Raw genomic sequence first — 23,506 nt, 5'->3', positions numbered from 1 at the left:
GGATGGAACATTATTCGGAGCGCAGGCTGTTGACGGGGTTGGCAGCAAGGCCTTTGAGCGCCTGCAGGCCCACCGTCAGCATCGTCAGCCCGATCAGGATACCTCCCGCCGCGGCGAAAACCAGCCAGCTGACGGGCGTACGGTAACTGAAATCCTTCAGCCAGGATTCTGCCGCCCACCAGGCCAGCGGAAGCCCTACGCAGATGGCGACGAGCGACAGCCGCACGAATCCGCCCGACAGCATCAGCAAAATGCTGCCTGCCGATGCGCCCAGTACTTTCCTGATCCCGATTTCCTTGAAACGCTGGCGAACGGTGTAGGCCGACAGCCCGAAAAGCCCCAGGCAGGCGAGCACCACGGCCACGAGGGCAAACACGTCCATGCTGCGGCCCAGCCTGATCTCTGCATCGTACAAATTGTTGAAGTCCTGGTCCATGAAAGTATATTCGAACGGCCGGTGCGGCGCCATTTTTTTCCAGACGCTTTCGATGTGGGAAATGCTTTTCGGCATGTTGTTCCCATCCAGCTTCACGATCATTTTCTGCGACCATTCCGGTGGGAAGAGCACGAACGGCTGGATGGAATGGCGGAACGATTCGAAATGGAAATCGGCCACCACGCCTTTTACATAACCGGGACGCGAATCGTCGAGCCACAAACGCTGTCCCACGGCCTGTTCGGGCGTCCAGCCCAGTTGTTTGGCCGCGGATTCGTTGAGTACGAACCGGTAGCGGTCCTGTATCGATGTGTCTTCCGCATTTTTAACGTCTTGCGCGGAAAATGATTCCCCGGCGATGAGCCGCATGCCGGATGCGCGGATATAATCTTCGTCTACCGGGTTGGCGGTTACGTTCATTTGCTGGTCTGCCGGCATCTGCGCGGAGCGCATGTTGTACCCGCCGCCGCCTTCGATGGGCGTACGCACGCATCGGGATACTTCTTGCACGCCCGGCCCGGATTTCAGGGATTGCTTGAGTGCGTCGAACTGTTCCAGCATCTTGTTGTCGAGCGGCAAAACGAGGATATGATCGCGGTCGTACCCCAGTTTCTTTTCCTGTATGAATTTTAATTGCTGGCGAACGATGAAGGTGCAGGCGATGAGGAACACCGAAATGGCGAACTGGAATGTGATCAGTGATTTGCGGACCCATTGCCCGGAATTCGTACGCTGGAAGGCGCCCTTGAGCACTTTCACGGGTTGGTAGCCGGTAAGGATGAGTGCGGGATAGCTGCCGGCCGCGAGGCTGACGAGCAGCGCAACGCCCAGCGATGCGGTAATGAAGGGGACGGAAAGGAGAGACGTAAGCGAGAGCGTTTTGCCCGTGAGGTTGTTGAAACCCGGGAGCAGCATGGCGGCCAGCAGCGCGGAAACGCCCACGGCCACGGCGCAAAGCATGGCGGATTCGGTCATGAACTGCCCGAAAAGCTGGTGCTGGCCAGCGCCCATCACTTTACGGACGCCCACTTCACGCGCCCTTTCCAGACTGCGGGCGGTACTGAGGTTAATATAGGTGAAGCAGGCGATGAGGAGGACCAGCAGGGCCACGGCGCCCATTACATAAACGGCCATGATGCTGCCGTTCGGCTCGAAAGCCGCATATTCAGAATGCAGGTGGATGTTCCGGAAAGGCTCGAGGAACAACCGGATGGTGGCACCGTAGTGTTTCGACTCCTCTTTCATGAAAGGATCGATCTTGGCCTGCATCGGCGCGAAGGAAGCCGCATCTTTCAGCAGCACATACGTATTGTAATTGGCGTTCCAGTAAGTGGATTCGCCCTCCGGTGAAATGTTCATGGTCCGGAAAGACGCGAGGAAATCATACCGGATCTGCGTATTGGAAGGGCAGTCGGCCGTAATCCCGGTGATTTCCAAAGGCTGGGCCTTTGTGCCTACGATGAGCGTTTTTCCCAGCACGTTCGTGCTGCCGAAATACTTTTTGGCGGCCGATTCGGTGAGCACGATCTTGTTGGGCCCTGTAAGGGCGGTTTTGGGGTTGCCTTGCAGCAACGGAAAAGAGAATACCTGGAAAAAAGTGGAATCGGCGAACAGAAATTGCTGCTCGTTGAGAACTTTGTCTCCCTGGCGCACGATCTGCGGCCATTTGCTCATCCTGACGGTGGTTTCCACTTCCGGGAAGTTTTGCTGGAGCACGGGCCCAACGCGGACGCTGGTGTAGTCGCCCTTGGTAGGCTGCCCTTCAGACCCGAACTGATATTCCATCAACACCCGGGCGATGCGGTCGCGGTTTTGGTGGAAATCCTCGTACCGCAACTCGTGCTGCAGGTACAGCGCGATCAGCATGCAACAGGTAAAACCGATACTGAGACCGGCCAGGTTGATGACCGCGATGCTTTTATGCCTGAGCAGGTTCCTCCAGGCCGTCCGAAAGTAATTCTTGAGCATGCCGGGCAGGGCGCAAGCGGCATGCCAATCCGCTACATGCAGCACAGACGGGCTTTTCGGGGAAGGACGATGGCGGCAGGTGTCCGGAATCGGACAATCGCCGTACACCGGCGGACATTCACCCGGTCAGGGATGCGGCAGCGAAATCCCCCATTTCTCCGCGAAAAACCGCGCGATGACCATTTTGTCGTTCGTGAAATGACGCCCCGCGGCGTAAGTGAACTGTCCGGTCAACGGCCAGGGATCTTCTTCCGGGCTGAACACCAGGGCGGGACAGGCCTGGTGCTGCGGCCCCAATACGGCTTCCAGGGCGGGCCTGGGGCGGGGGAAGTCTACATAGATAACGTCCATCCGGCCTCTCAGCGAAGGATAATAATGCAGGATACCTTCGATCCAGGCGCAATCGGGGCAATACCAGGTTTGCCAGGCGGGACCGAAGTTTTCATCCCGGTATCCGGGTCTCAACAGGAATAATTGGATCATAATCGTCTAACGTGTCGTTCCCGAAAATTAGCCGTGGAAACGGCCTTCCGCCAAATCCCCGGCGCTGTACTGTACGTCGGGCCGGCCGGGGTGAAGGAATTGCCGGCTAAAGGCCGCTTTCGTGCCGGGGGCATTGGCATTTTTCCGCCAAACCCGTACCTTGGGGTGTTTTTATTTCAACCACGGAAACAAACCTGAAGGAATGGAGGCTATCGGACGCGCATTGGAAGCGATTCTCCCGGCAGATCGCATTAAAACGAGATTGATCGACATCCTGTCGTACGCCGCAGATGCGGGATTTTACCACCTGGAGCCCAAAGCCGTCGTGCAGCCTATTGGCGAAGACGAAGTGAAAGCTCTGTTCCGCTTTTCCCACCTGCACCGCATCCCCCTCACTTTCCGCGCCGCCGGCACCAGTCTTTCCGGCCAATCGGTGACAGACGGCATCCTGGCCGATCTCAGCCGGCATTGGCAGTCGATGAAGATCGAGAACGACGGCGCCACCGTGCGCGTGCAACCCGGCATTACCGGCGGGATCGTGAACGCCAGGCTGCGGCAGTTCGGCAAAAAGATCGGCCCCGATCCGGCCAGCATCAACTCCGCCATGATGGGCGGGATCCTTTCCAACAACGCCAGCGGCATGTGCTGCGGCGTCAGCAAGAATTCCTATCACACGGTGCGGTTCATCCGTTTCATCCTTCCCAACGGTCTGACCTTCACCACTGAAAATCCCGGGGATTACCAACGGTTCCGCGAGCAATGCGGAGAGCTGTATAATACTTTATTGCGGCTGCGCGACGAGGTCCGCAGCAACGAGCAGGTCCGCGAGCGCATCCGGGCCAAATACCGCACGAAAAATACGGTCGGCTATTCCGTGAACGCATTCGTGGATTTCGACGATCCGCTGGATATACTGGCGCATCTGCTCATCGGCGCAGAAGGCACGCTGGGCTTCATTTCCGAAGCGGTGATGCGCACCGTTCCCGATTACCCGGAAAAATCCACCGGCCTGCTGTATTTCCCCGACATCCATACGGCCTGCGAAGCCATCGTTCCCCTTACGGAATCGGGCGCGGAGGCGGTTGAGCTGATGGACAGGGCGTCCCTCCGTTCCGTGGAGCACCTGCCCGGCATCCCGGAACTAGTGAAAACGCTGCCCGAACCGGCGGCGGCGCTGCTGGTGGAGTACCAGGGCAATACGCTGGAAGAACTGAAAGCGAAAAAAGAGAAATTCCTCGCGCTGTCGGGCGCCATTTCCCTCATCGTGCCGCCCAGCTTCACGGAAAACCCCGTGGAGCAGGCCTACCTCTGGAAAATCCGCAAAGGCATGTTCCCGTCGGTAGGCGCCGTACGCCAGAGCGGCACTACCGTGATCCTCGAAGACATCGCCGTGCCGGTGGCCCGCCTGGGCGACGCCATCCTCGACCTGCAGGTGCTGTTCGGAAAATACGGGTATGAAAACGCCATCATTTTCGGACATGCGAAAGACGGGAACATCCACTTCGTGGTGACCCAGGCGTTTGACACGCCCGCCGAAATCCAGCGGTACGATGGGTTTATCCGCGAGGTGGTACAACTCATCGCCGGGAAGTACGACGGTGCGCTGAAAGCCGAGCACGGCACGGGCCGCAACATGGCGCCATTCGTGGAAACAGAGTGGGGGCCGGGCATCTATGAAGTCATGAAGACGCTGAAATCCGCCATCGATCCCGAAAACCTCCTCAATCCGGGCGTGCTCATCAATGCCGACAAAGAGGCGCATATCAGAAATCTGAAAGATCTGCCGCGTGTGGAAGAGGAAGTGGACAAGTGCATGGAATGCGGGTTCTGCGAATATAAATGTCCCAGCCGCGAGCTCACGCTTACGCCGCGCCGCCGCATCGTGGTGCGCAGGGCGCTGGTGAAACTGAAACATCAAAACCGGAAGCAGGATTACCGCCAATTGCTGAAGGAATATCAATACGACGGGCTCGATACCTGCGCGGTAGACGGCCTCTGCGCCGTGGCCTGCCCGGTAGACATCAATACCGGTATGCTCGTGAAGCGCCTCCGCCGGGAGAACCACAGCGGGTTTGCCAATAAGGTTGCCCTGCAGGTAGCGAAGAATTTCAACTTCGTGTCCAAAGTCGTGTGGGTAGGCCTGAAAGCAGGTGCCGCGGTGAACGCGGTGTTCGGCGATCACGCCATGACGGGCCTCACCAAAGGCATGCGCAAGGTGGTACCCGCCATGCCGTTGTGGAGCCCGCACCTCCAACCCTCCAGCTGGAAGCCTTCCCCGGCGGCCACCGTGGCCGAAGGCGACGGGCCGCGGGTGGTGTATTTCCCTTCGTGCATCAACCGGATCATGGGCGGCTCCGAAAATGGGAAAAGGAACATCACCGATACTTTCGCTTCCGTATCCCGCAAAGCGGGCATTTCCCTCATACAACCCAACGATATCGGCGGCAATTGCTGCGGACAGATCTATTCCTCCAAAGGCTACGGCCCCGCCTACACGCATACCGTGAACGCCACCGTGGAAAAACTCTGGAAATGGACGCAGGAAGGCAAATCGGCGGTGGTACTGGATATTACGTCTTGCACGCACACGCTGCGCGACTGCCGCCCGGCGCTCACGCCGGAAAACAAGGCGAAGTTCGACGCCATGCGCATTCTCGACAGTATCGAATACCTGCTGGAAGAAGTGCTGCCCCGGGTAGACGTGAAGCGCCGCAAAGCCAGCATCGCGCTGCATCCGGTGTGCTCGCTGCAGAAGATGGGCATCGAAAGCAAGTTCACGCAGGTGGCGAAACAGCTCGCCGAAAACGTGATGGTGCCGGTAAACGCAGGTTGTTGCGGAATGGCCGGCGACCGGGGATTCCTCTTCCCGGAACTAACGGCATCGGCCACACGACCTGAAGCTGCAGACGTGAAGGGCGGCTGCCACGACGGGTATTACTCCAGCGCCAAAACCTGTGAAATGGCGATGTCGGAAGCCGTGGGGAAAAATTATGAGTCGATCGTCTATCTGCTCGACGAATGCGTGGATTAATCCTTATTTCTTTTTAATGGGAATGATGCCTTTGCGGTAAAGATCGAGGGCTTCGTTCAGCATGTCCTGTAAAATTTCGATGGGAAGGTCGGCTTCCGGGTCGAAGTGCATGACTTTCATCCGGGCGCGGTTTCCCTGCACGAGGCCCGGATAATCGAGCCGTTTGCCTTCCACCATGCCGATGTAGGGCGTTTGCGTTTTAACGTCGGTGCGGATGTAGCAGAACATCTTCCCCTTGTAGCAATACATGGGAATGGCGTATTTCCATTCGGCGGTAATGTGCGGGTCTTGCGACATGATGATGGCCTGCACGGCCAGCAGGCAGCTTTTTTGTGGCTCGGGGAGGCATTGGAAGTAGTTGTCGACTTGTTTCATGGGGGCAGGCCGGAAGTTTACAGGCCGTAAATTAAGGTATTCCCATGAGCGGCGGCTAAACATTTGCGGGATGGGACTGTTGTATAGGAAAATGCGTGTTATGGTTTTTTCTATGCGAGCCCTTATGATGGCGGGATTGTTGGCGGTGGCCACGCCGCTGGCGGATGCGGATGCCTGTACCCGTGTGGTGTACAAAGGCCTGAGCGGAACGTTGCTCACAGCCCGGTCTATGGACTGGAAAGAAGACATTCAGACCAATCTCTGGATTTTCCCCCGGGGGATGCAGCGCACCGGGGAAACGGGGCCCAACACGGTGAAATGGACATCGAAGTATGGCAGCGTGATCGCTTCGGGGTACGATATTTCCACGACGGACGGTATGAATGAAAAAGGGCTCGTGGCCAACCTGCTCTTTCTTGCGGAGTCGCAGTACCCGCCGTTTTCGGCAGACAAGCCCGGGCTTTCCATTGCGGCCTGGTGCCAGTACCTCCTCGACAATTTTGCGACGGTGAAGGAATGTGTGGACGCCATGCGCGCGGAAACTTTCGTCATCGTTACCGATAAGATCCCGGGGATGGACAGGCTCGCCAATCTGCATTTGTCTGTGTCCGACCCATCGGGCGACAACGCCATTTTCCAGTTCATCAACGGTAAACTCGATATCCACCACAGTCACGATTACAACGTGATGACCAATTCTCCCATCTTCCAGAAACAATTGGCGCTGAACGAATACTGGCAGGAGATCGGAGGAACGGTGATGTTGCCGGGCACCAACCGCTCGGCCGACCGCTTCGTGCGCGCCTCGTTCTACGCGCAGGCCATCCCTAAAACGGACGATACCCGGTTAGCCGTTGCGAGCGTGTTCAGCGTCATCCGGAATTGTTCCGTGCCCCTGGGCATTTCGACACCGGGGCAGCCCAACATTTCCTCTACCCGCTGGCGCTCGGTTTCCGACCACAAGAACCTCGTGTATTATTTCGAGACCACCCGCACGCCGAATACATTCTGGGTAGATTTGAAGAAAGTGGATTTTTCGCCGGGTTCCCCCGTCCGCAAGCTCCCCCTTACCAAAGACGAAACCTACGCGGGAGACGCGGGCAGGCAATTCGTCAAATCCAACCCGTTCAGGTTTATGGGGATTTGATCCGCGTCAGCGGCGCTCTTCCAGCACAACGTCCACCGTGTCGCCGGCGGATTTGCCCAGCACGTCGCGCAGTTCGGCTTTGACCGGCAATTTGTGCGTACCGTTCCCCAGCGCCATGAAGGAGCTCTGGAACGGGTGCCCGTCTATCTTCCCGCTGACTTTTACCAGTCCGCGCGTACCGAAGAACGCAACGGAATCCGGCCAGACGAGGTACGTCCAGCCGCCTTTGTTTTCACTTTTCAGCAATTTCCCGGTAAACCGGGCGGCTATTTTCCCTTTTTTGGGAGCGGTTTGGGTGAAAGAAGATGCGGTATTTTTCATGACGAAAGTTTTTAATCGCTTCCCTCCGAAATTACCGCATTTCTGAACTATAACGCGGGCGGAACGCGCCAATCCTCGTGGTTGATCGCGCCACTGCCCGCGATGTTGCCGTTACTCCAGCCGGGCTTTCACGCCCCATCCCCCGAAATCTTCCGAAACCGCGATCCACACTTCATTCTGTCCTTTCTTCAGATCGAGCCACACCGCGTCGAAATAGCCGATGGTGCCCAGGAAACGGTAATCCCTCGACATGAAATTATCTGCCCCGGCATACAGCAGTTTCCCGTTCAGGAACAGCCGCGCCCGGTCCGAAAACCCGAAAGCGAATTTCCGGACCGTGTCGCGGTCGGCATGGATCACTGTTTTCACGAATACCGTGTTGGTGTCTTTGGTGATGCCGTGGAGGATCGACAGGTCTGCGATCCCCATTTCATCTGCGGCCAGTTTTTCCCAGGAAAGCATAGCATGAAGGGCGGAGGAGAGGCGGGTTTCGCTGGCGAGCAGTTTTTCGGGGAAGGGAGACGAGACTTCCCATCCCGCAATGGTACCTGCCGGAAGGGGCGAAATGGGGAGGGGCTTGCTTTTGATGGGCAATCCGTTTTCCGGCGTAACGCTGACGTTGGCGTACCAGGCGTCTTCCGGCGCGAGGTTCGTCAGGGCGATCATACCCGCCGCCGGCGAGCGTTTCAGTTTGGAAATGAAAAGCACGGGCTCGGGATGATCGTCGAAAAATACTTCGGCCTGCCGGTCGTTCACGACGATGGTGACATGCAGCCAGCGGTCGAACGGGAGGGGCGCGGCATTCGTAAACCCCGGGCCATAGTACAATTGCCAGCCACCGAGGCCGTGGTACACCGGCATATACTGCATGGCGTCCGGGTTGCCGCTTTGGTGCGGCCGGATGTAAAACTCTTCGAAATCGTCCTGGCCCTGAATGCGGAACCGGATGGAGGGGAAATAGCGGGCCTGCCTGATGGAAATGTCGAAACTGATGGTGCCGTTCGTGAAATTCGCGTCTGCCAGCACCGCGCTGCCCTGGTTCAGGCGGAGCGCGTTTTTGCCCATACGGATCTCCGGGACGGTCGTTTTGCCGTAAAACTTCCAGCGGGGGGAATCGAAAGGCACCGGCGTTCCGGCAACGGCGGCCTGCGCGGCGAGACAAAGAAAAATAAGGAGGATACGATGCATGTGTTGAAATTTGTAATATTGGGATAGCGATCAGCGGCAAGATAGATTCCCCGAAAGATGCAACCCGAGCAGCCGCGGATCAATCGCGTTCAAAACAGGTCCAAGAACTTAATTAATTGATTATCAATTGTGAATAACCAGGAGGTTTTGCAGGAATGTTGCCGGCAGATCGAAGCCCGGATGGGCTGGGGCCGGAGCGCCGAATGGCAGCGGGGGGATTTCGAGACCCTTTCCGGCCGGATCCAGGAGGAAACGGGCGTGCTCCTCAGCGTAAGCACGCTCAAACGGGTGTGGGGGAAAGTGAAATACGACAGCCTGCCGTCGCTCACGACGCTGAACACCCTGGCGCGGTTTGCGGGGCATGGCGGATGGCGGGAGCTGAAGCAGCAGTTCCCGGATGGCGATGCGGATGAAAAGGGACCGCAGGTGCAGGAGGCGGAGCCCCGGCGCAGCAACCGGCTGTTATGGGCAGGGCTCGGCTGCCTGTTCGTGCTGCTGGGGATCTGGATGGGTATCCGCTGGCTGAAAGGCCAACCGGTGCGGGCCAGGGGGATCTATTCCTTTTCCGTGGAGCCGCTGTCGGACGGGATCCCCAATTCCGTCGTGTTCCATTACGATGCCCGCGCCGCCGGGGACGATTCGGTATTTTTCCAGCAGTCGTGGGACCCGCGGCGCCGCGTGGCCGTGCCGGCTACCGGGAATGTGTATACGTCGATCTATTATTATCCCGGTCACTTCAAGGCCAAGCTCATCGTGGGGAAAGACATTGTAAAAGAACAGGAACTGTTGATCCGTTCCGGCGGATGGCTCACGGCCGTGGAGCAGGACCATCCCGTTCCGGTATATTATTCCAAAGCCGAAACGGTCCATGACGGCGCCTGGCGGTTGACGGCCCGGCAGCTGGAGGCCCGCAACATCCCCCTTCAACCCAAACCGCCCGTTACCAAACTGTTCTATATCGAAGATATGAAAGGCCTCAGCGCCGACGATTTCATTTTCGAAGCCACGTTGCGCAATGAATACGTGCAGGGCTCGGCGATCTGCGGCGGCATCAGGATCGTGCTGCATGGTACGGAAAGCGCGCACATCGTTCCCCTGGCGAAGCCGGGCTGCGTGGGCGAAATGTTCCTCATGATGGGAGACACGTCGTTCATGGCCACCAACGCCGATCTTTCGCGCCTGGGCTGCGACGTGAGCCAATGGGTGAAGCTGCGGTATGAAGTGAAAAACCGCCAGGCGAAGGTGCTCGTGAACGGCAGGGAAGCATTCCGGCATACATATGTCAAAACCGCGGGCGAACTGGTGGGCCTGAGCATCCGCTTCGACGGCACCGGCGCCGTGGATTCCGTGGCATTTGCCCGGCCCGACGGTACGCCGGTGCTTACGGAAACGTTTTGATGGAAATCGCCAGGGTTAGATCGTTCAAGACAGTCTGGAAATTTGGGTTTTGACCCATCAACTTATTCGCGATGCGGATTTTACAGGCCATGGCCAGCGAATCGGACGGATCAAGAATCCGGAAATTGGGTTTTAACCCATCATTCACGCATCATTCCGGATTTTTCCCAGTTACGGCGAGCAAATACAGCTGCATGGATTTCCCTGGTCCGGCGAGCCACGCATTATAATCGGCGATGGCGGCAAGGCGCTCTTCTTCGGTGATATATCCGTCGTTGACGAGCTGCACGCCGCGGGTGGCGGCTACTTTGGTCCAGATGCCGGCGGTGGCTTCGAAGTGCGGGTCGCCGGCGGTGGAAGATTCGTGGAAGGGCTGGATGGTGATATTGATGAATCCTGCTTCGCGGAAGAGATGCACCAGCCGGTCGGCGATGCCGTTATCGAAGCCCGCGTCTTTGCGCCATTGGAGGAACGCGTCGTAGAACCGGCGCATGGATGGCGGCGGCGCGGGGTCCCAGGATATTTTTTCGTGGTTGTAGTCGAGGATGGAAACGATGCCGCCTGGCTGAAGGGCTGCTTTCATGCAACGGAGCGTTTGCAGCGGATCGGGCAGCCATTGCAAAACGCGCGCGGCGGAAACGAGATCGTATTTTTCGGCGGGAGAATAATCGTGGATGTCGGCGATCTCGAATTGGAGTCCGGGTACGCCGGCGAATTGCTGTTGGGCTTGCCGGATGAGGGATTCGCCGGTATCGATGCCTGTAACGCTGCCACCGGGCGCCACGCGCCCTGCGATCCCTGCGGTGATGGCGCCAGTGCCGCATCCGGCGTCGAGCACGCGGAGGCCGGGCCGCAGCAGCGGCAGGAGGTTGCGGTTGTCTGTTTCTACGGTCCTGCGGTCGAGGACGGAATTGGTACCTTCGGGCATGCGGGCCCTGTCTGTAGCTACGGAATCACTCATGAATAAGGGTTTGCGTCAAATTACGGCGTTTCCCGCAATTATCCGCGCTTCCCACGCCGCGGAGCGCGGATCATCCGGTTTGCGCGAACGGCTCCGGTCCCCGGAATATCCTGGCAGGCAAAGCTGAAATACTTCGGCGGAGCGCTGATCATTCCCGTTACCATTCCCGTTCCCGGAAGTCCCGGCCAGCTGATCGGCTCGTTGAGCAAACGCAAAGCATCGTGCATTCATGCCCCGCGCATTTTAAGGCTTCGGCGGTTCACTACGACGGAGCCCGGTGCCGAAACGCGCAATCTCCCCGCTTTCCCAGCAAATATTTTCATGCGCATGCCGGCGACGGCCGATTTTCTCCGTTTTGAGCTGGCCGCGTATGCTATCGATTTCGCGCTGCGGGCGGCTTTTGCATCTGCATGTCCGATATTTTATCTCTCCGCCTGCTGATGACCGCCGTTTTTATATATTTGTGGCTACAGGCCGGGCGGCATACACCGGCCTGCAATGTATCCGGTAGTCCGTTGTTTGGTTGCGCGCCCGATGCGTTACCCGTTTTATCATTTAAACGATTGCCGTAGGTCCGATTGGAAGTTAATTCGCTACATAACGAACAAGTGTTGCTCCGGGAGATCGCCGACGGGGACGGACATGCGTTTGCCACGCTCGTCGTCCATTATGGCCCACTGCTGGAAAAGGCCGTTTTCCAGGCCATTCGGACGGAATGGGCGGTGAAGGATATCGTACAGGACGTGTTGCTGCAGATCTGGCTCGACAGGGAAAAGCTGCCGGAGCTGGAAAATCCCCGGACCTGGTTTTTTCGCATCGCATATTATCGCAGCTATGCCTGGCTCCGCCACCGGGGCGTGCAGGAAAGGGGGCAGGTGGTGATGCAGGGCTCGGCGCTGCCGGGGCCCGCATTGCATGACACCGAGCAACGGTTATTGTTATCTGAAACCCGGCGCAAGATCGCCGCAGCAGTGGCACAGCTGCCGCCAAGAATGCGCACCATTTACCTGATGAGCAGGGAAGAACTGCTCCGCCCCGCGGAAATAGCCGGGAAACTGGGCCTGTCGGTCCAAACGGTCAAAAATACCCTGACCAATGCACTGGTCCACCTCCGGGACAGCCTCGCCCGCCAGGGGATCCTCCTTCCGCTGGTACTGTTTATGATGATTTAAATTTTTTTTTGCTGGAATAGTACGATCCTGATTATCGGGATAGGAATAGTTATGTGCGGTATTCCCGCAACGCCAAAACCAAAACGAAAAACTGTTGCAAAATATCCAACGCATCACTTACCTGGTAGAAAGAGCGGCAGCCCGGGCGGCTACGGACGCTGAGCTGGACGAACTGACGGCTATCCTTCGCGACGACGTTTCCGGAGAAGCCACGCGCCTGGTGGATGGGCTGCTTTCCGCTCCGGCCGGTCTGCCTCAGCGCGATGCCGCTTATTGGACGGCCATGGCCGAAGGTGCTGTGGATGAAGCCCGTGGCTTGCACGAGGGCCTGGAGGTTCCCCAAAGAGGAAAGTATCGCTGGCTGGGCTGGGCTGCTGCTGCGGCTGTGTTGCTGGCCGTGTCCATCTTTTCGTGGCATCAGCGGGAAAGCCGGCAACCGGGCCATACGACGGCGCAACGCCAGTATCCCGGAAACGCGCAGCGGGTAACGCTTACTATGGCAGACGGGAGCACTATGGAGCTGGACAGCACCGGCAACCAGGTGATCCAACAGCAAGGCATTACCCTCCACCGCGAAGGCACCCTGCTGCAGTACGAGGGAGCGGAAGAGGGTGCGGTCGTGCCGGGGATGAATACCCTGTCTACCCCCAGGGGAAGCCGGTTTTCGGTCCGCCTGCCCGACGGCTCCCGCGTCTGGCTGAACGCGGCCAGCTCCCTGCGGTTCCCATCGGCGTTCAGTGACAGCGCCAGAACGGTGGAAGTGAACGGCGAAGCGTTCTTCGAAGTGGTGCAAGACGCGCAAAGGCCTTTCCGCGTGATGGTCCGCGAGCACATGCAGGTAGATGTGCTGGGCACCGCCTTTAATATCAGGGCCTATGCCTCCGAGCCTCAAATCGCCGCCACCCTTACCGAAGGCAGCATCAAAGTGATCGCCGGCAATGCAGGCGCGCACAGGCTGGAGCCCGGGCAACAGGCCCGATTGTCGCCCGAGGGCGATATCCGGATCGCTTCCGACGTCAATACCCGCGAAATCACTGCCTGGACGAACGGTGAGCTGGTATTCAACGACGTAACCCTCGAAGAAGCCGCTCCCATGCTCGAGCGATGGTTCAACATAGACGTAGCAATTAAAAATCCACGCGCTTCCGGTTGCCGTTTTACCGTATCGTTCCTGAAAGGCGAGTCGGTGGAACAGGTAATGGGCATCATTTCCAAATACAACGGGATCAACTATCGCATAACTGATCGAAAAATCGTCATAGACGGCTCCGAATGCCGGTAAACACCAGGTTCCACTGATTTCTTATCAACCAAATAATACGTTATGAACATGCAACTGTACCTACGTTCCGCATCTCCTCCGTGAACGGACATTCCAGCAAAGAAAATGGGCCGTCGCGACGCCAATCACAACGGCCCGGAGCCCGCTGCAGCGTGTTGCAAACGACTGCCGCGGATGATTTAAACAAGGATTCATCATTGCCTAAAATCGACTAAAATTATGGATTTTTTTCCAACTGGTCCCGGTAACAGGGCCCGGATTCCGCTACCTGTCAGTTTAATGCTTCGCTTTATGAGATTGTCGGTGCTCGTAATGTTTATTGTCCTGTCGTGCTCGGGCGTATTATCTGCCGCCAGATCGTCGGGCCAGGACCTTTCCAAAGTCATGATCACGCTCGGCGTGAAGGATAAGAGCCTGGAGCGGGCCCTTAAAGACATCGAGCAGGCCACGAGCTTCCGGTTCGCCTACAAAGCCTCGCTGTTGAAGCCCTACGCCAGCGTAAACCTCCCGAAAGGATGGCGCAGCGTGGAAGAAACGCTTAAGCTCCTGCTGGCGGCCACACAGCTCGGCTTCGAGCAGCAGCAGCATTATATCTTCATCAAAGCCATTCCCCAGCCGGGAGCAGCGGCGCCTCCCGTTGCGGAGCTCAGGATCACCGGAACTGTCAAAGACCAGCTGGGCAAGGAGCTGATCGGGGTCACCGTCCGCAATATCGCCACCGGCAAGGGAACAGTGACCAACGAAAACGGGTTCTACACCATCGGCGCCGAACAGGGCCATGTGCTGGAGTTTTCCTATATCGGATACAATCCGCAACAGGTGACCATTTCGGAGCGCATCGTCCATAACATCACCATGGAAGCCCGCGCCGGCAGCCTGAACGATCTCGTGGTAGTAGGGTTCGGCCACCAGAAAAAAGTGACCACCATCGGCGCGCAAACATCCATCCGCGCGGAAGAGCTCAAACAGCCCGTCGCCAACCTGTCTAACGTCATCGCCGGCCGCGTTGCCGGCATGATCGGCGTGCAGCGCAGCGGCGAGCCGGGGTACGACAATGCCGAAGTCTGGATCCGCGGGATCTCCACGTTCACGAACAGCAGCCCGCTGGTGCTGGTAGACGGTGTGGAAAGGGCCTTCAACAACATCGATCCTGAAGACATCGCCAGCTTCAGCATTCTGAAAGACGCGTCTGCCACCGCCGTTTACGGCGTGCGCGGCGCCAACGGCGTGATCCTCATCACCCTCAAAAAAGGCAAGGCCGGCAAGCCTTCCATCAATTTCCAGTACAACCAGGGCGTCACCGCATTCACCCGCGTCCCCGATTTCGCGGACGGCGTCACGTATATGCACATGGCCAACGAAGCGTATAAAAACAGCAATCCCAACGCCGTAAACCCGCTGTATTCGCAGGAAGCCATCCAGAAAACGGCCGACGGCAGCGATCCAGACCTGTATCCGAATGTGGACTGGTACAAGGAAATGTTCAACAAGACCGGGCAGAACAAACGCGCCAACCTCAATGTCAACGGCGGCTCCGACAACGCACAGTATTACATCTCGCTCAGTTATTTCGATGAAAAGGGATTGTACAAAGTGGACGAGCTGTCCAAATACAATTATGCCGTCAAATACAGCCGGTTCAATTTTACCTCGAACCTGAATTTGCGGATCACCAAATCCACGAAGCTCGACTTCGGCGCCTCGGGCTATATCACCAACGGCAACTATCCCGGCAACAGCGCTTCCGATATCTGGGGGCTCGCCACGCTGGTGCCGCCTATCGTGCATCCGCCGAAATACTCGAACGGCCTTTTCGCGCAGCAGCGCTCGGGCGACTTGTGGAATCCCTACACCCAGCTCACGCAAAGCGGATATTCCACCGAAGTGCGCAGCCAGCTTTGGAGCAACGTCCGCGTGACGCAGGAGCTCGACTTCATCACAAAAGGGCTGTCGGCCACCACGATGTTCTCTTTCGACAATTACAACAACCACGAGATCAACCGCCGCAAAACGGTGGACGGATATATCGCCACCGGGCGGGATGCCGACGGCAAGCTGATGCTGGACCAGACGAGGGTGGGGCAGGCTTATCTCGGATATAACCGCGCCAATGGCGGCGATCGCCGGATTTATACCGAATCGGCCATCAACTACGCACGTACTTACGGCAAGCACGACGTGGGCGGCATGGTGCTGTTTAACCAGAGCGATTATGTGAATGCCTTTGCGGGAGACTTCATGTCGTCTATCCCCAACCGTTACCGCGGCCTGGCCGGCAGGCTGACGTACGGGTACGACAGCCGCTACCTGGCCGAAGCGAATTTCGGCTACAACGGCTCGGAGACGTTTGCGCCGGACAAGCGTTACGGGTTCTTCCCATCTTTCGGGCTGGGATGGGTGCTGACGAATGAAAAGTTCTTTACCGATTTTACCAAAGCGGTGTCTTTCCTCAAGCTGCGCTTCTCTTCCGGGCTGGTGGGCAACTCCAGCATCAACGGCCGCCGGTTCGCTTATATTTCGACGGTGGACGGCGGGAACGGCGGATATACTTTCGGCAAATCGATGAACAACCGGTTCGACGGGTATGATATCGGGGATTATGCGGTGGAAGTATCCTGGGAAAAGGCGCACAAGAGCAACCTGGGCGTTGATCTGAAACTGCTCGACAATAGCATTTCCCTTACGGCGGACGTGTTCCGCGAAGTGCGGACGGGGATATTCCTGCAACGGGGAGACATTACGCAATACATGGGTATCCGCAACCTGCCCTGGGGCAACCTCGGGGAGATCCACAACAAGGGCCTGGACGCCACGCTGGAGTACAACAAGCGTATCGGGGCGGTGGACGTAGGCTTCCGCGGGAATTTCACCTGGAACCGCGCGACGGTGATCGACGACGCCAGGGCGCCGTTGCCATATCCCTGGCAGCAAACGAAAGGGCGGAAACTGGGGCAGCGGTTCGGATTGATCGCGCTCGGATTGTTCAAAGACGATAAGGAGATCGCCAACAGCCCGTACCAGACCGGCATCAACAAGCCGGGCGACATCAGGTACAAAGACCTCAATGCAGACGGGATGATCAACGATAAGGACAAAGGCCCCATCGGCAATGGTTCCATCCCCGAAATCGTATACGGCTTCGGGCCTACGCTGGGATGGAAAGGATTTTCGCTGGGCGCGTTCTTCAAGGGGATCAGCAAGGTGGACATTTACCTGAACGGTTCAGGCCTGCAGCCTTTCAGCCACGGCAGTACCCGCGGCAACCTGTTCACGGAGATCAGCAACCGCTGGACGCCGGAAAACCCCGATCCGCGGCCATTCTATCCGCGCCTGACCTACGGAACGGAAAACATGAACTACGAAACCAGCAGCTACTGGGTGAAAAACGGGGCTTTCCTCCGCCTGCAAAACCTGGAATTCAGCTACACTTTCCAGAAGCCGGACTGGTTCCGCAGGGTAGGACTGGCCAACATGCGGCTCTATTTCCTCGGCTACAACCTGGCCACGTTCAGCAAGTTCAAAATGTGGGACGTGGAGCTGGGTGATGGGAAGGGAGCGATGTACCCGCTCATCAAAACCTACAACATCGGCATCGATTGCCGCTTCAGATAATTTCCACCTTATTTAAAACATTCAGCTAAATCGATTTTATGTTGAAGCAAAGATTAATCGCGATAACGGGCCTGCTGGCAGTGATGCTGGGCGCGGCTTCCTGCAGCAAGTACCTGGACCAGGTGCCGGACGACAGGATCACGATCGAAGAAGTTTTTCAGAAAAAAGAAGCATCGGAAAGATACCTCGCCAACGTGTACAGCTATATTATGGATAGCGAGGGCAACCAGTGGGACAGCAACCCCTGGACCACTTCCTGCGACGAGATACAGGATTCCTGGACATCGCATGCCTGTACCAAGCTGAACCTGGGCGTGATCAACTCGGGGAACGTTCCCTTCGCCAAATGGGGCCATTATTACAAGGGGATCCGTTCGGCCTCGTATTTTATCAATCATATCAACGAAAACCGCGAAATCCTCCAGCTCAACGGCCAGCAGCTGATCGACCAGTACAAGGCCGAAGCGCGCTGCCTCCGGGCCTGGTTCTACTTTTGCCTCATGCGGCAATACGGACCGGTGGTGTTGCTGGGGAATGAAGAGATCAAGGCGGACGCAACGGAGATCCAGTTCCCCCGCAACAGCTTCGACGAGTGCGTGGCCTGGGTGTCGCAGGAGCTCGATGCTGCAGCCGCCGTGCTGCCGCTCGTTCCTTCCCGCAACGGCCAGCCGAGCGACCAGGAATATGGCAGGATGACCAAGCCCATCGCCATGGCCATCAAGGCCCGGATGCTGTTGTACGCCGCCAGTCCGCTGTACAACGGGAATGCCGATTATGCCGGCTACAGGAACCAGGACGGCAAGGCGCTGATCTCGCAGACGTTCTCCAAAGCCAAATGGGAAGCGGCCGCGGCCGCCAGCAAGGCGGTGATAGACCTGGGGATTTTTGAGCTGTACAAATCTGCTGACGGGAACCCGGTTACTTCTTACCAGTATATGTTGCTGGAACCCTGGAACAAGGAGATCATCTTCGCCCGGCCGGCCAACAACCTCTGGGATTGGGAAAACCACTGCAACCTGCGCTCCGCCGGGGGATGGAACGGGATGTCGCCCACCCAGGAAATGGTAGATGCCTATTTCATGGCCGACGGGAAATCCATCTCCGAATCCGGCCTCTACAGCGAAAGCGGCTTCACCAACGGCGTGTATAACATGTACAAAAACCGCGAGCCCCGCTTCTACGCCTCCATCACCTTCAACCGCAGCACCTGGCAGGGCGGCGCGCTGACGCAACCCACCACCGTGAACCTCGACTATTCCGGCCGCGATGGTAAGCGCGACGGCAAGGAAGATTATAGCCATACCGGGTACCTCTGCCGCAAAAACCTTCACCCCGGCTCCAACCGGCTCACCAATTCTTTCGTGGACCGGCCGCAGGTCAACATCCGCCTCGGCGAAATTTATCTCAACTACGCGGAAGCCCTCAACGAAGCAGACCCCGGGAATGCCGACGTCCTCAAATACCTCAACCTCATCCGCCAGCGCGCCGGTATCCCGCAATACGGGAGCGCTGCACTGCCCGTGCCTGCCGGCCAGGCCGCCATGCGGCAAAAGATCCGTGCGGAGCGCCGCATCGAGCTCGCTTTCGAAATGCACCGCTGGTTCGATATCCGCCGCTGGAAAGTGCTCGACCAGTACGTTAACGGCCCGCTGCACGGGATGAACGTAGACGGCGACGGGGAAGATTTTTATCAGCGCAGGGAAATGACGCGGCGCGTTTACCGCCCGGCCTATTATTGGTTCCCGATCGAGCAAACGGAGCTCGACCGCGCGCGGCTCGTGGTACAGGCGCCTTACTGGTAATGAATTTCATTTGTCAACTCTTTGATCCTAACACGCATGAAGACATTATATAATTTCCTTGCATACGCGATGATCGCCGCTTCCGTTGTTTCCTGCAGCGATGATGCGGTAGACCTGCCCGACCAGCCTTTGTGGAAGTACGAGAAAGTGTACATGCCGCAGGCGGTGAACAATCCTGCCAGGTATACGCTGTTGGTGACCGACCAGCCGCAGTCGCTGGTGTACGGCGCCAATTACGGGGGACAGGAATACCCCGCGGCCGACATTCCCGTTTCATTCACGATCGAGCCGAAAATGGTGGATACGTTCAACGAAAAGAACGGCACTTCCTGGCCGATACTTCCCGCATCATCCTACGAATTTGTCCAGAAAGAAGGCGTGATCCCCAAAGGCGGGCTCTCCACCCAGCCGTTCGAGATCAAGGTGAAAACGACCGGTACGGGCGCTATCGACGTGCTGACATGGTACCTGCTGCCGGTGACGCTGCATGTAGGCAAGGGCAGCATAGCGGTGAACGAAGAACTGAAAACCACTTATTACCTCGTGCGCTCCCAACCCAATATGGCCGACTATCCGGAGTATGCGCGGGATAAGTGGACGATCGCGGGCTTTTCGTCGGAAGAGCCTGCCGAAGCCCAATGGGGGAACGGCGGGCAGGCGGTCCATACGCTCGACGGCAATAACGGGACTTTCTGGCATTCCGCCTGGAAAGACGCTTCGCCCGGGCCGCCGCACCATATCACTGTGAGCCTCGGCGAAGAAAAAGAATTACATGGCCTGTGGTTTATAGACCGGCAAAACGACCAGGATGGAAAGCCGAAGGAAGTGGAAGTGCAGATCAGTATGGACGGCACCACCTGGACCACGGCCGGGGCATTCACCCTGGAAAAGACGCTCAGCAAGCAAAAGCAGTTCCTGAGCGGATTCCGGAAGGCCAGGTATTTCAAGGTGATCTTCAAATCCGCATACGACGCATCTTATTGCCACCTGGCCGAGCTGGGCGCATTTTAACATTCCACCGCCTCTCCGCCGCCATTCAACAATTAATTAAAAACAAGCCAAGCCATGATGGGATTTATTGGGAAAATAGGAAAATGTTTACCGGCTCTATTACTGGGCCTGCCTTTCTACACCGCGGCGCAAGACGCGCCGCGGCCAGTGGGGCCCGTGCCGAACGCCCGCCAGATAGAATGGTACAAGCGCGAAATGATCGCTTTTTTCCATTTCGGGATGAATACGTTTACAGACGACAATGAAGGCGACGGTACCGCGCAGCCCGAAATGTTCCAGCCCACGGCGCTCGATTGCCGCCAGTGGACCCGCGTGCTCAAGCGCGCCGGCATCCCTTCCGCCATTCTCGTAGCCAAGCACGCCGACGGTTTCTGCAACTGGCCGTCTGCCCACACCGACTACTCTTTGAAATATAGCTCCTGGCGAAACGGGAAGGGCGATGTTGTTAAGGAATTCACCGATGCCTGCAAGGCAGACGGCATCAAGGCCGGCATTTACCTCGGGCCGCACGACCGGCACGACAAGCGCTATGGCACACCGCAGTATGCCGATTATTATGCAGACCAGCTGTCCGAGCTGCTCCGCAACTACGGCCCGATCTGGGAGATCTGGTGGGACGGCGCCGGTGCCGACAAGCTCACCGAAGCGTTTTACACCCGCTGGGCCGATACGGTCCGCAAACTGCAGCCGCAATGCGTGGTGTTCGGAACGAAAAATTCCAACAAATTCGCCGATTGCCGCTGGAACGGGAACGAATCCGGTATTTCCGGCGATCCCTGCTGGGCGAATATCGACTTGTCGGCCATCCGCGACGAAGCGCAGCATATCGATGACCTCAACAAGGGCCAGCAGAACGGATCTGCGTTCGTGCCTGCAGAAGCGGACGTCTCTATCCGCCCCAGCTGGTTTTACCACACCAACGAAAACGGAAGGGTGAAAACGGTACGTGAACTGTGGGACATCTATTTCCAGTCTGTAGGCCACAACAGCGTGCTGCTCCTCAATTACCCGCCCGACCGGCGGGGGCTGGTACATGAGATCGATGCACAGCGGACAGACAGCCTGCGGCTGCTGATCGACGGCACGTTCAAGAACAACCTGGCCAAAGGCGCCGTGGTAACGTCACTGCATCCGCGTGGAGGCCGGTTTGGCGCCCAACATTTGCTCGACGGCAAGCCCGGTACCTATTATGCGGGAACGGATGCGCACAGTACCGATACGCTGGTATTCCAGCTGCCTGCCGCAAAAACTTTCGACGTGATCATGCTGCAGGAAGTGATCGAGCTCGGGCACAGGACCACGGAGTGGTCGGTAGATTATTCGGAAGACGGGAAAAGCTGGCTCGCCATTCCCGAGGCTACGGCCAAACAGTCGGTCGGCTATAAATGGCTGATCCGCCATGAACCGGTGAAAGCGAAGGCGGTAAGGCTGCGCATTACCGGCGGAAAGGCATGTCCTGCCCTTCACACCTTCGGGATCTATAAAGAACAATTCGCTAAAAAACGGCCGGAATTGGCTAAGAAATAACCGTTCCATCCATTGTCACTGTTACTACATTGCATAAAGGGCGCGCCTTTCCAGGTGCGCCGTTTTTGTTTCGTCACTTCTTCAGCAACCGGTCGCGCAGCAGGCGCTCCAGCACGGCTTCCCGCAGGGATCGCGACAGCGGCACCTGCCATTTTCCCAGTTCGATGACATTGCCTTCGATGCCGGTTATTTTGGACGTGTTGACGATGTAGGATTTGTGGGTTTGGAGGAAAGGAGGGTCGGGAAGGTGCTCCAGCACAGATTTGAGCGTGGCATGCGTGATGTGCGTGGCTTGAGGTGTATGGATGCGGACGTAATTTTCCATGCCTTCTACGTAGAGGATGTCCGTCCACTGGATACGGACGAACTTGTCGTCTGTGCGGATGAAAAGATGATTGTCGGCGGGTGTTGCAGGTTGTGTGGAAAGTAGATCGTGCGCGCGGTTGGCGGCTTTTAGGAACCTTTCGAACGTGACGGGTTTCAGGAGGTAATCCACGGCTTCCAGCTCGAACCCTTTCAGCGCATATTGCTCGAAAGCCGTCGTGAATATGACTTTCGGCGGGCGCTGGAGGCTTTTCAGCAGGTCGATGCCGCTGAGGTAGGGCATTTCGATGTCGAGGAAAACGAGGTCGACATCGGTGGTGCGCAGCAGCTCGTTGAGCGCCATGGCGTTTTCGCAAACGCCGGCCAGCTCCAGGAACGGCACCTGTTCCACATATCCTTTGAGGCCTTTGCGGGCCTGGGGCTCATCGTCGGTGATGGCGCATCGGATCTTCATACGTCGATTTTTAAAGTCACGGAATAAAACCCGGGCTGGTTGACCGTTTCCAGCGAATGGCGGCCAGGATATAGCAGGGCGAGCCTTCTGCGGAGGTTTTCCAGCCCGATGCCGCCGTCTTTCACTTCTGCGGCGATGGGCGGCTTGGCGTTGGCGGCTTTGAAAACGAGTTGCCCGTCTTCCAGGTCAGCACTGATCTTTATCCAGTAATCGCCGCCGGCATATTTAAATGCGTTTTCGACGAGGGGCAGGAGCAGGAGGGGATAAACGGGCTGATCGCGGAGCTGATCGCTGAACGCGACCTCCAGGCGCAGGTGCGCGTTCATCCGCTCGCGCTGTAGCCCGATGTAGGCGTCCAGGTGCTGGATTTCGCGGTGGACGGGCACGGTTTGCTGGCGGTCGTACAATTGGTAGCGCAGGAGGTCGGAAAGGGAAGTGATGGTCCGCTTGGCCTGGGGCACATCGTCATCCATCTGGAAGTACACCGTATTGAGCGCGTTGAAAAGGAAATGCGGGTGATATTGCGCTTTCAGGAACCTGAGCTCCGTTTGCAGCCGGTCGTTATTGATCTGCTCGATGAGCAGTTGCTGTTCGTAGCTTTTCCGCACCCAGGCGTTCCCCCGCGCAAAGGCGTAAAACAGCAGCCAGTACAGCAGCGGGATGAGGTACAGGTTCACCACGTCGTACCACTGGCAGCCATCGTCCGTGAACGCTGCCAGGGGCAGGAGCGTGCAGGAGGAGATCAATTCGATGTAGAACGCGGCTTCCAGCAGCTCGCGCGATGCGGGCCGGGTGGCGCTCAGGCGCTTGCGCAGCAGCCGCATGAGGACGAAGAAATATACATAGCTCACTGTGAAGCAAGTCGCAAGTTCCCAGGCGTTGATGCTCCAGTGCCGCTCCCAGAACCGGGTGTCGGAAATGACGTCGTTCACCAGCCTTACGCTTGCATAAATGCAGAGGCCGTACAGGGGAGGGAACAACCAGCGCCAGCGTTTACCGTTCATATCTTTCAAG

General features: G+C 57.6%; 17 protein-coding genes. 9 read left to right on the top strand and 8 right to left on the bottom strand.

Going from position 1 to position 23,506, the window contains the following annotated elements:
- Positions 1-10: 10 nt before the first annotated feature.
- Positions 11-2,449: an ABC transporter permease gene (locus ACQKLP_RS17020; protein WP_427323996.1), complete on the bottom strand. Its 2,439-nt coding sequence runs from the start codon at positions 2,447-2,449 to the stop codon at positions 11-13.
- 81 nt (positions 2,450-2,530) lie between these two features.
- On the bottom strand, positions 2,531-2,887 hold the full coding sequence (locus ACQKLP_RS17015; RefSeq protein WP_427323995.1) for a DUF3088 family protein: 357 nt from the start codon (positions 2,885-2,887) through the stop codon (positions 2,531-2,533).
- A 202-nt stretch (positions 2,888-3,089) separates the two neighbouring features.
- Between ACQKLP_RS17015 and ACQKLP_RS17010 the strand changes: the two genes are divergently transcribed.
- Positions 3,090-5,918: an FAD-binding and (Fe-S)-binding domain-containing protein gene (locus ACQKLP_RS17010; RefSeq protein WP_427323994.1), complete on the top strand. Its 2,829-nt coding sequence runs from the start codon at positions 3,090-3,092 to the stop codon at positions 5,916-5,918.
- A 3-nt stretch (positions 5,919-5,921) separates the two neighbouring features.
- Here the strand turns inward: ACQKLP_RS17010 and ACQKLP_RS17005 are convergent, their stop codons facing one another.
- Positions 5,922-6,293, bottom strand: a complete 372-nt coding sequence (locus tag ACQKLP_RS17005; protein ID WP_427323993.1) for a DUF1801 domain-containing protein — start codon at positions 6,291-6,293, stop codon at positions 5,922-5,924.
- A 112-nt stretch (positions 6,294-6,405) separates the two neighbouring features.
- Here ACQKLP_RS17005 and ACQKLP_RS17000 point away from each other — a divergent pair, with 112 nt between their 5' ends.
- Entirely contained in the window at positions 6,406-7,440 is a 1,035-nt protein-coding gene (locus ACQKLP_RS17000) for a linear amide C-N hydrolase (RefSeq protein ID WP_427323992.1), read from the top strand.
- 6 nt (positions 7,441-7,446) lie between these two features.
- Here the strand turns inward: ACQKLP_RS17000 and ACQKLP_RS16995 are convergent, their stop codons facing one another.
- Together ACQKLP_RS16995 and ACQKLP_RS16990 are read right to left on the bottom strand one after the other, a co-directional pair.
- Positions 7,447-7,761 carry a DUF1905 domain-containing protein gene (locus ACQKLP_RS16995; protein WP_427323991.1) on the bottom strand — a complete coding sequence of 105 codons (315 nt, stop codon included), beginning with the start codon at positions 7,759-7,761 and terminating at the stop codon, positions 7,447-7,449.
- A gap of 111 nt (positions 7,762-7,872) precedes the next feature.
- On the bottom strand, positions 7,873-8,949 hold the full coding sequence (locus ACQKLP_RS16990; protein ID WP_427323990.1) for a hypothetical protein: 1,077 nt from the start codon (positions 8,947-8,949) through the stop codon (positions 7,873-7,875).
- A gap of 129 nt (positions 8,950-9,078) precedes the next feature.
- Here ACQKLP_RS16990 and ACQKLP_RS16985 point away from each other — a divergent pair, with 129 nt between their 5' ends.
- Positions 9,079-10,347 (top strand): hypothetical protein, encoded by a 1,269-nt coding sequence (locus ACQKLP_RS16985; RefSeq protein ID WP_427323989.1) that lies wholly within the window; start codon positions 9,079-9,081, stop codon positions 10,345-10,347.
- Between the two features lie 151 nt (positions 10,348-10,498).
- Here the strand turns inward: ACQKLP_RS16985 and ACQKLP_RS16980 are convergent, their stop codons facing one another.
- Entirely contained in the window at positions 10,499-11,308 is an 810-nt protein-coding gene (locus ACQKLP_RS16980; protein ID WP_427323988.1) for a class I SAM-dependent methyltransferase, read from the bottom strand.
- A 608-nt stretch (positions 11,309-11,916) separates the two neighbouring features.
- Here ACQKLP_RS16980 and ACQKLP_RS16975 point away from each other — a divergent pair.
- The 6 genes from ACQKLP_RS16975 to ACQKLP_RS16950 all read left to right on the top strand — a co-directional run bounded on the left by ACQKLP_RS16975 (position 11,917) and on the right by ACQKLP_RS16950 (position 21,714).
- Positions 11,917-12,480, top strand: coding sequence for an RNA polymerase sigma factor (locus tag ACQKLP_RS16975; protein WP_427323987.1), 564 nt, complete (start codon positions 11,917-11,919; stop codon positions 12,478-12,480).
- Between the two features lie 94 nt (positions 12,481-12,574).
- Positions 12,575-13,762 carry a FecR family protein gene (locus ACQKLP_RS16970; RefSeq protein ID WP_427323986.1) on the top strand — a complete coding sequence of 396 codons (1,188 nt, stop codon included), beginning with the start codon at positions 12,575-12,577 and terminating at the stop codon, positions 13,760-13,762.
- Between the two features lie 291 nt (positions 13,763-14,053).
- Positions 14,054-17,374 carry a SusC/RagA family TonB-linked outer membrane protein gene (locus tag ACQKLP_RS16965; protein WP_427323985.1) on the top strand — a complete coding sequence of 1,107 codons (3,321 nt, stop codon included), beginning with the start codon at positions 14,054-14,056 and terminating at the stop codon, positions 17,372-17,374.
- A 38-nt stretch (positions 17,375-17,412) separates the two neighbouring features.
- The gene (locus ACQKLP_RS16960; protein ID WP_427323984.1) at positions 17,413-19,176 is read left to right on the top strand and encodes a RagB/SusD family nutrient uptake outer membrane protein; all 1,764 of its coding nucleotides are present in this window, start codon (positions 17,413-17,415) and stop codon (positions 19,174-19,176) included.
- A 36-nt stretch (positions 19,177-19,212) separates the two neighbouring features.
- Positions 19,213-20,187, top strand: a complete 975-nt coding sequence (locus tag ACQKLP_RS16955; RefSeq protein WP_427323983.1) for a discoidin domain-containing protein — start codon at positions 19,213-19,215, stop codon at positions 20,185-20,187.
- A gap of 54 nt (positions 20,188-20,241) precedes the next feature.
- Positions 20,242-21,714 (top strand): alpha-L-fucosidase, encoded by a 1,473-nt coding sequence (locus tag ACQKLP_RS16950; RefSeq protein WP_427323982.1) that lies wholly within the window; start codon positions 20,242-20,244, stop codon positions 21,712-21,714.
- A 73-nt stretch (positions 21,715-21,787) separates the two neighbouring features.
- Here the strand turns inward: ACQKLP_RS16950 and ACQKLP_RS16945 are convergent, their stop codons facing one another.
- Entirely contained in the window at positions 21,788-22,492 is a 705-nt protein-coding gene (locus ACQKLP_RS16945; RefSeq protein WP_427323981.1) for a LytR/AlgR family response regulator transcription factor, read from the bottom strand.
- Positions 22,489-23,496, bottom strand: coding sequence for a sensor histidine kinase (locus ACQKLP_RS16940; RefSeq protein ID WP_427323980.1), 1,008 nt, complete (start codon positions 23,494-23,496; stop codon positions 22,489-22,491). The genes ACQKLP_RS16945 and ACQKLP_RS16940 overlap by 4 nt, the downstream gene beginning before the upstream one ends.
- Positions 23,497-23,506 lie beyond the last annotated feature (10 nt).

This window comes from Chitinophaga sp. NPDC101104 (assembly GCF_050277495.1).
Taxonomy (GTDB): Bacteria; Bacteroidota; Bacteroidia; order Chitinophagales; family Chitinophagaceae; genus Chitinophaga.
This window is presented reverse-complemented; position numbering and strand designations above follow the sequence as displayed.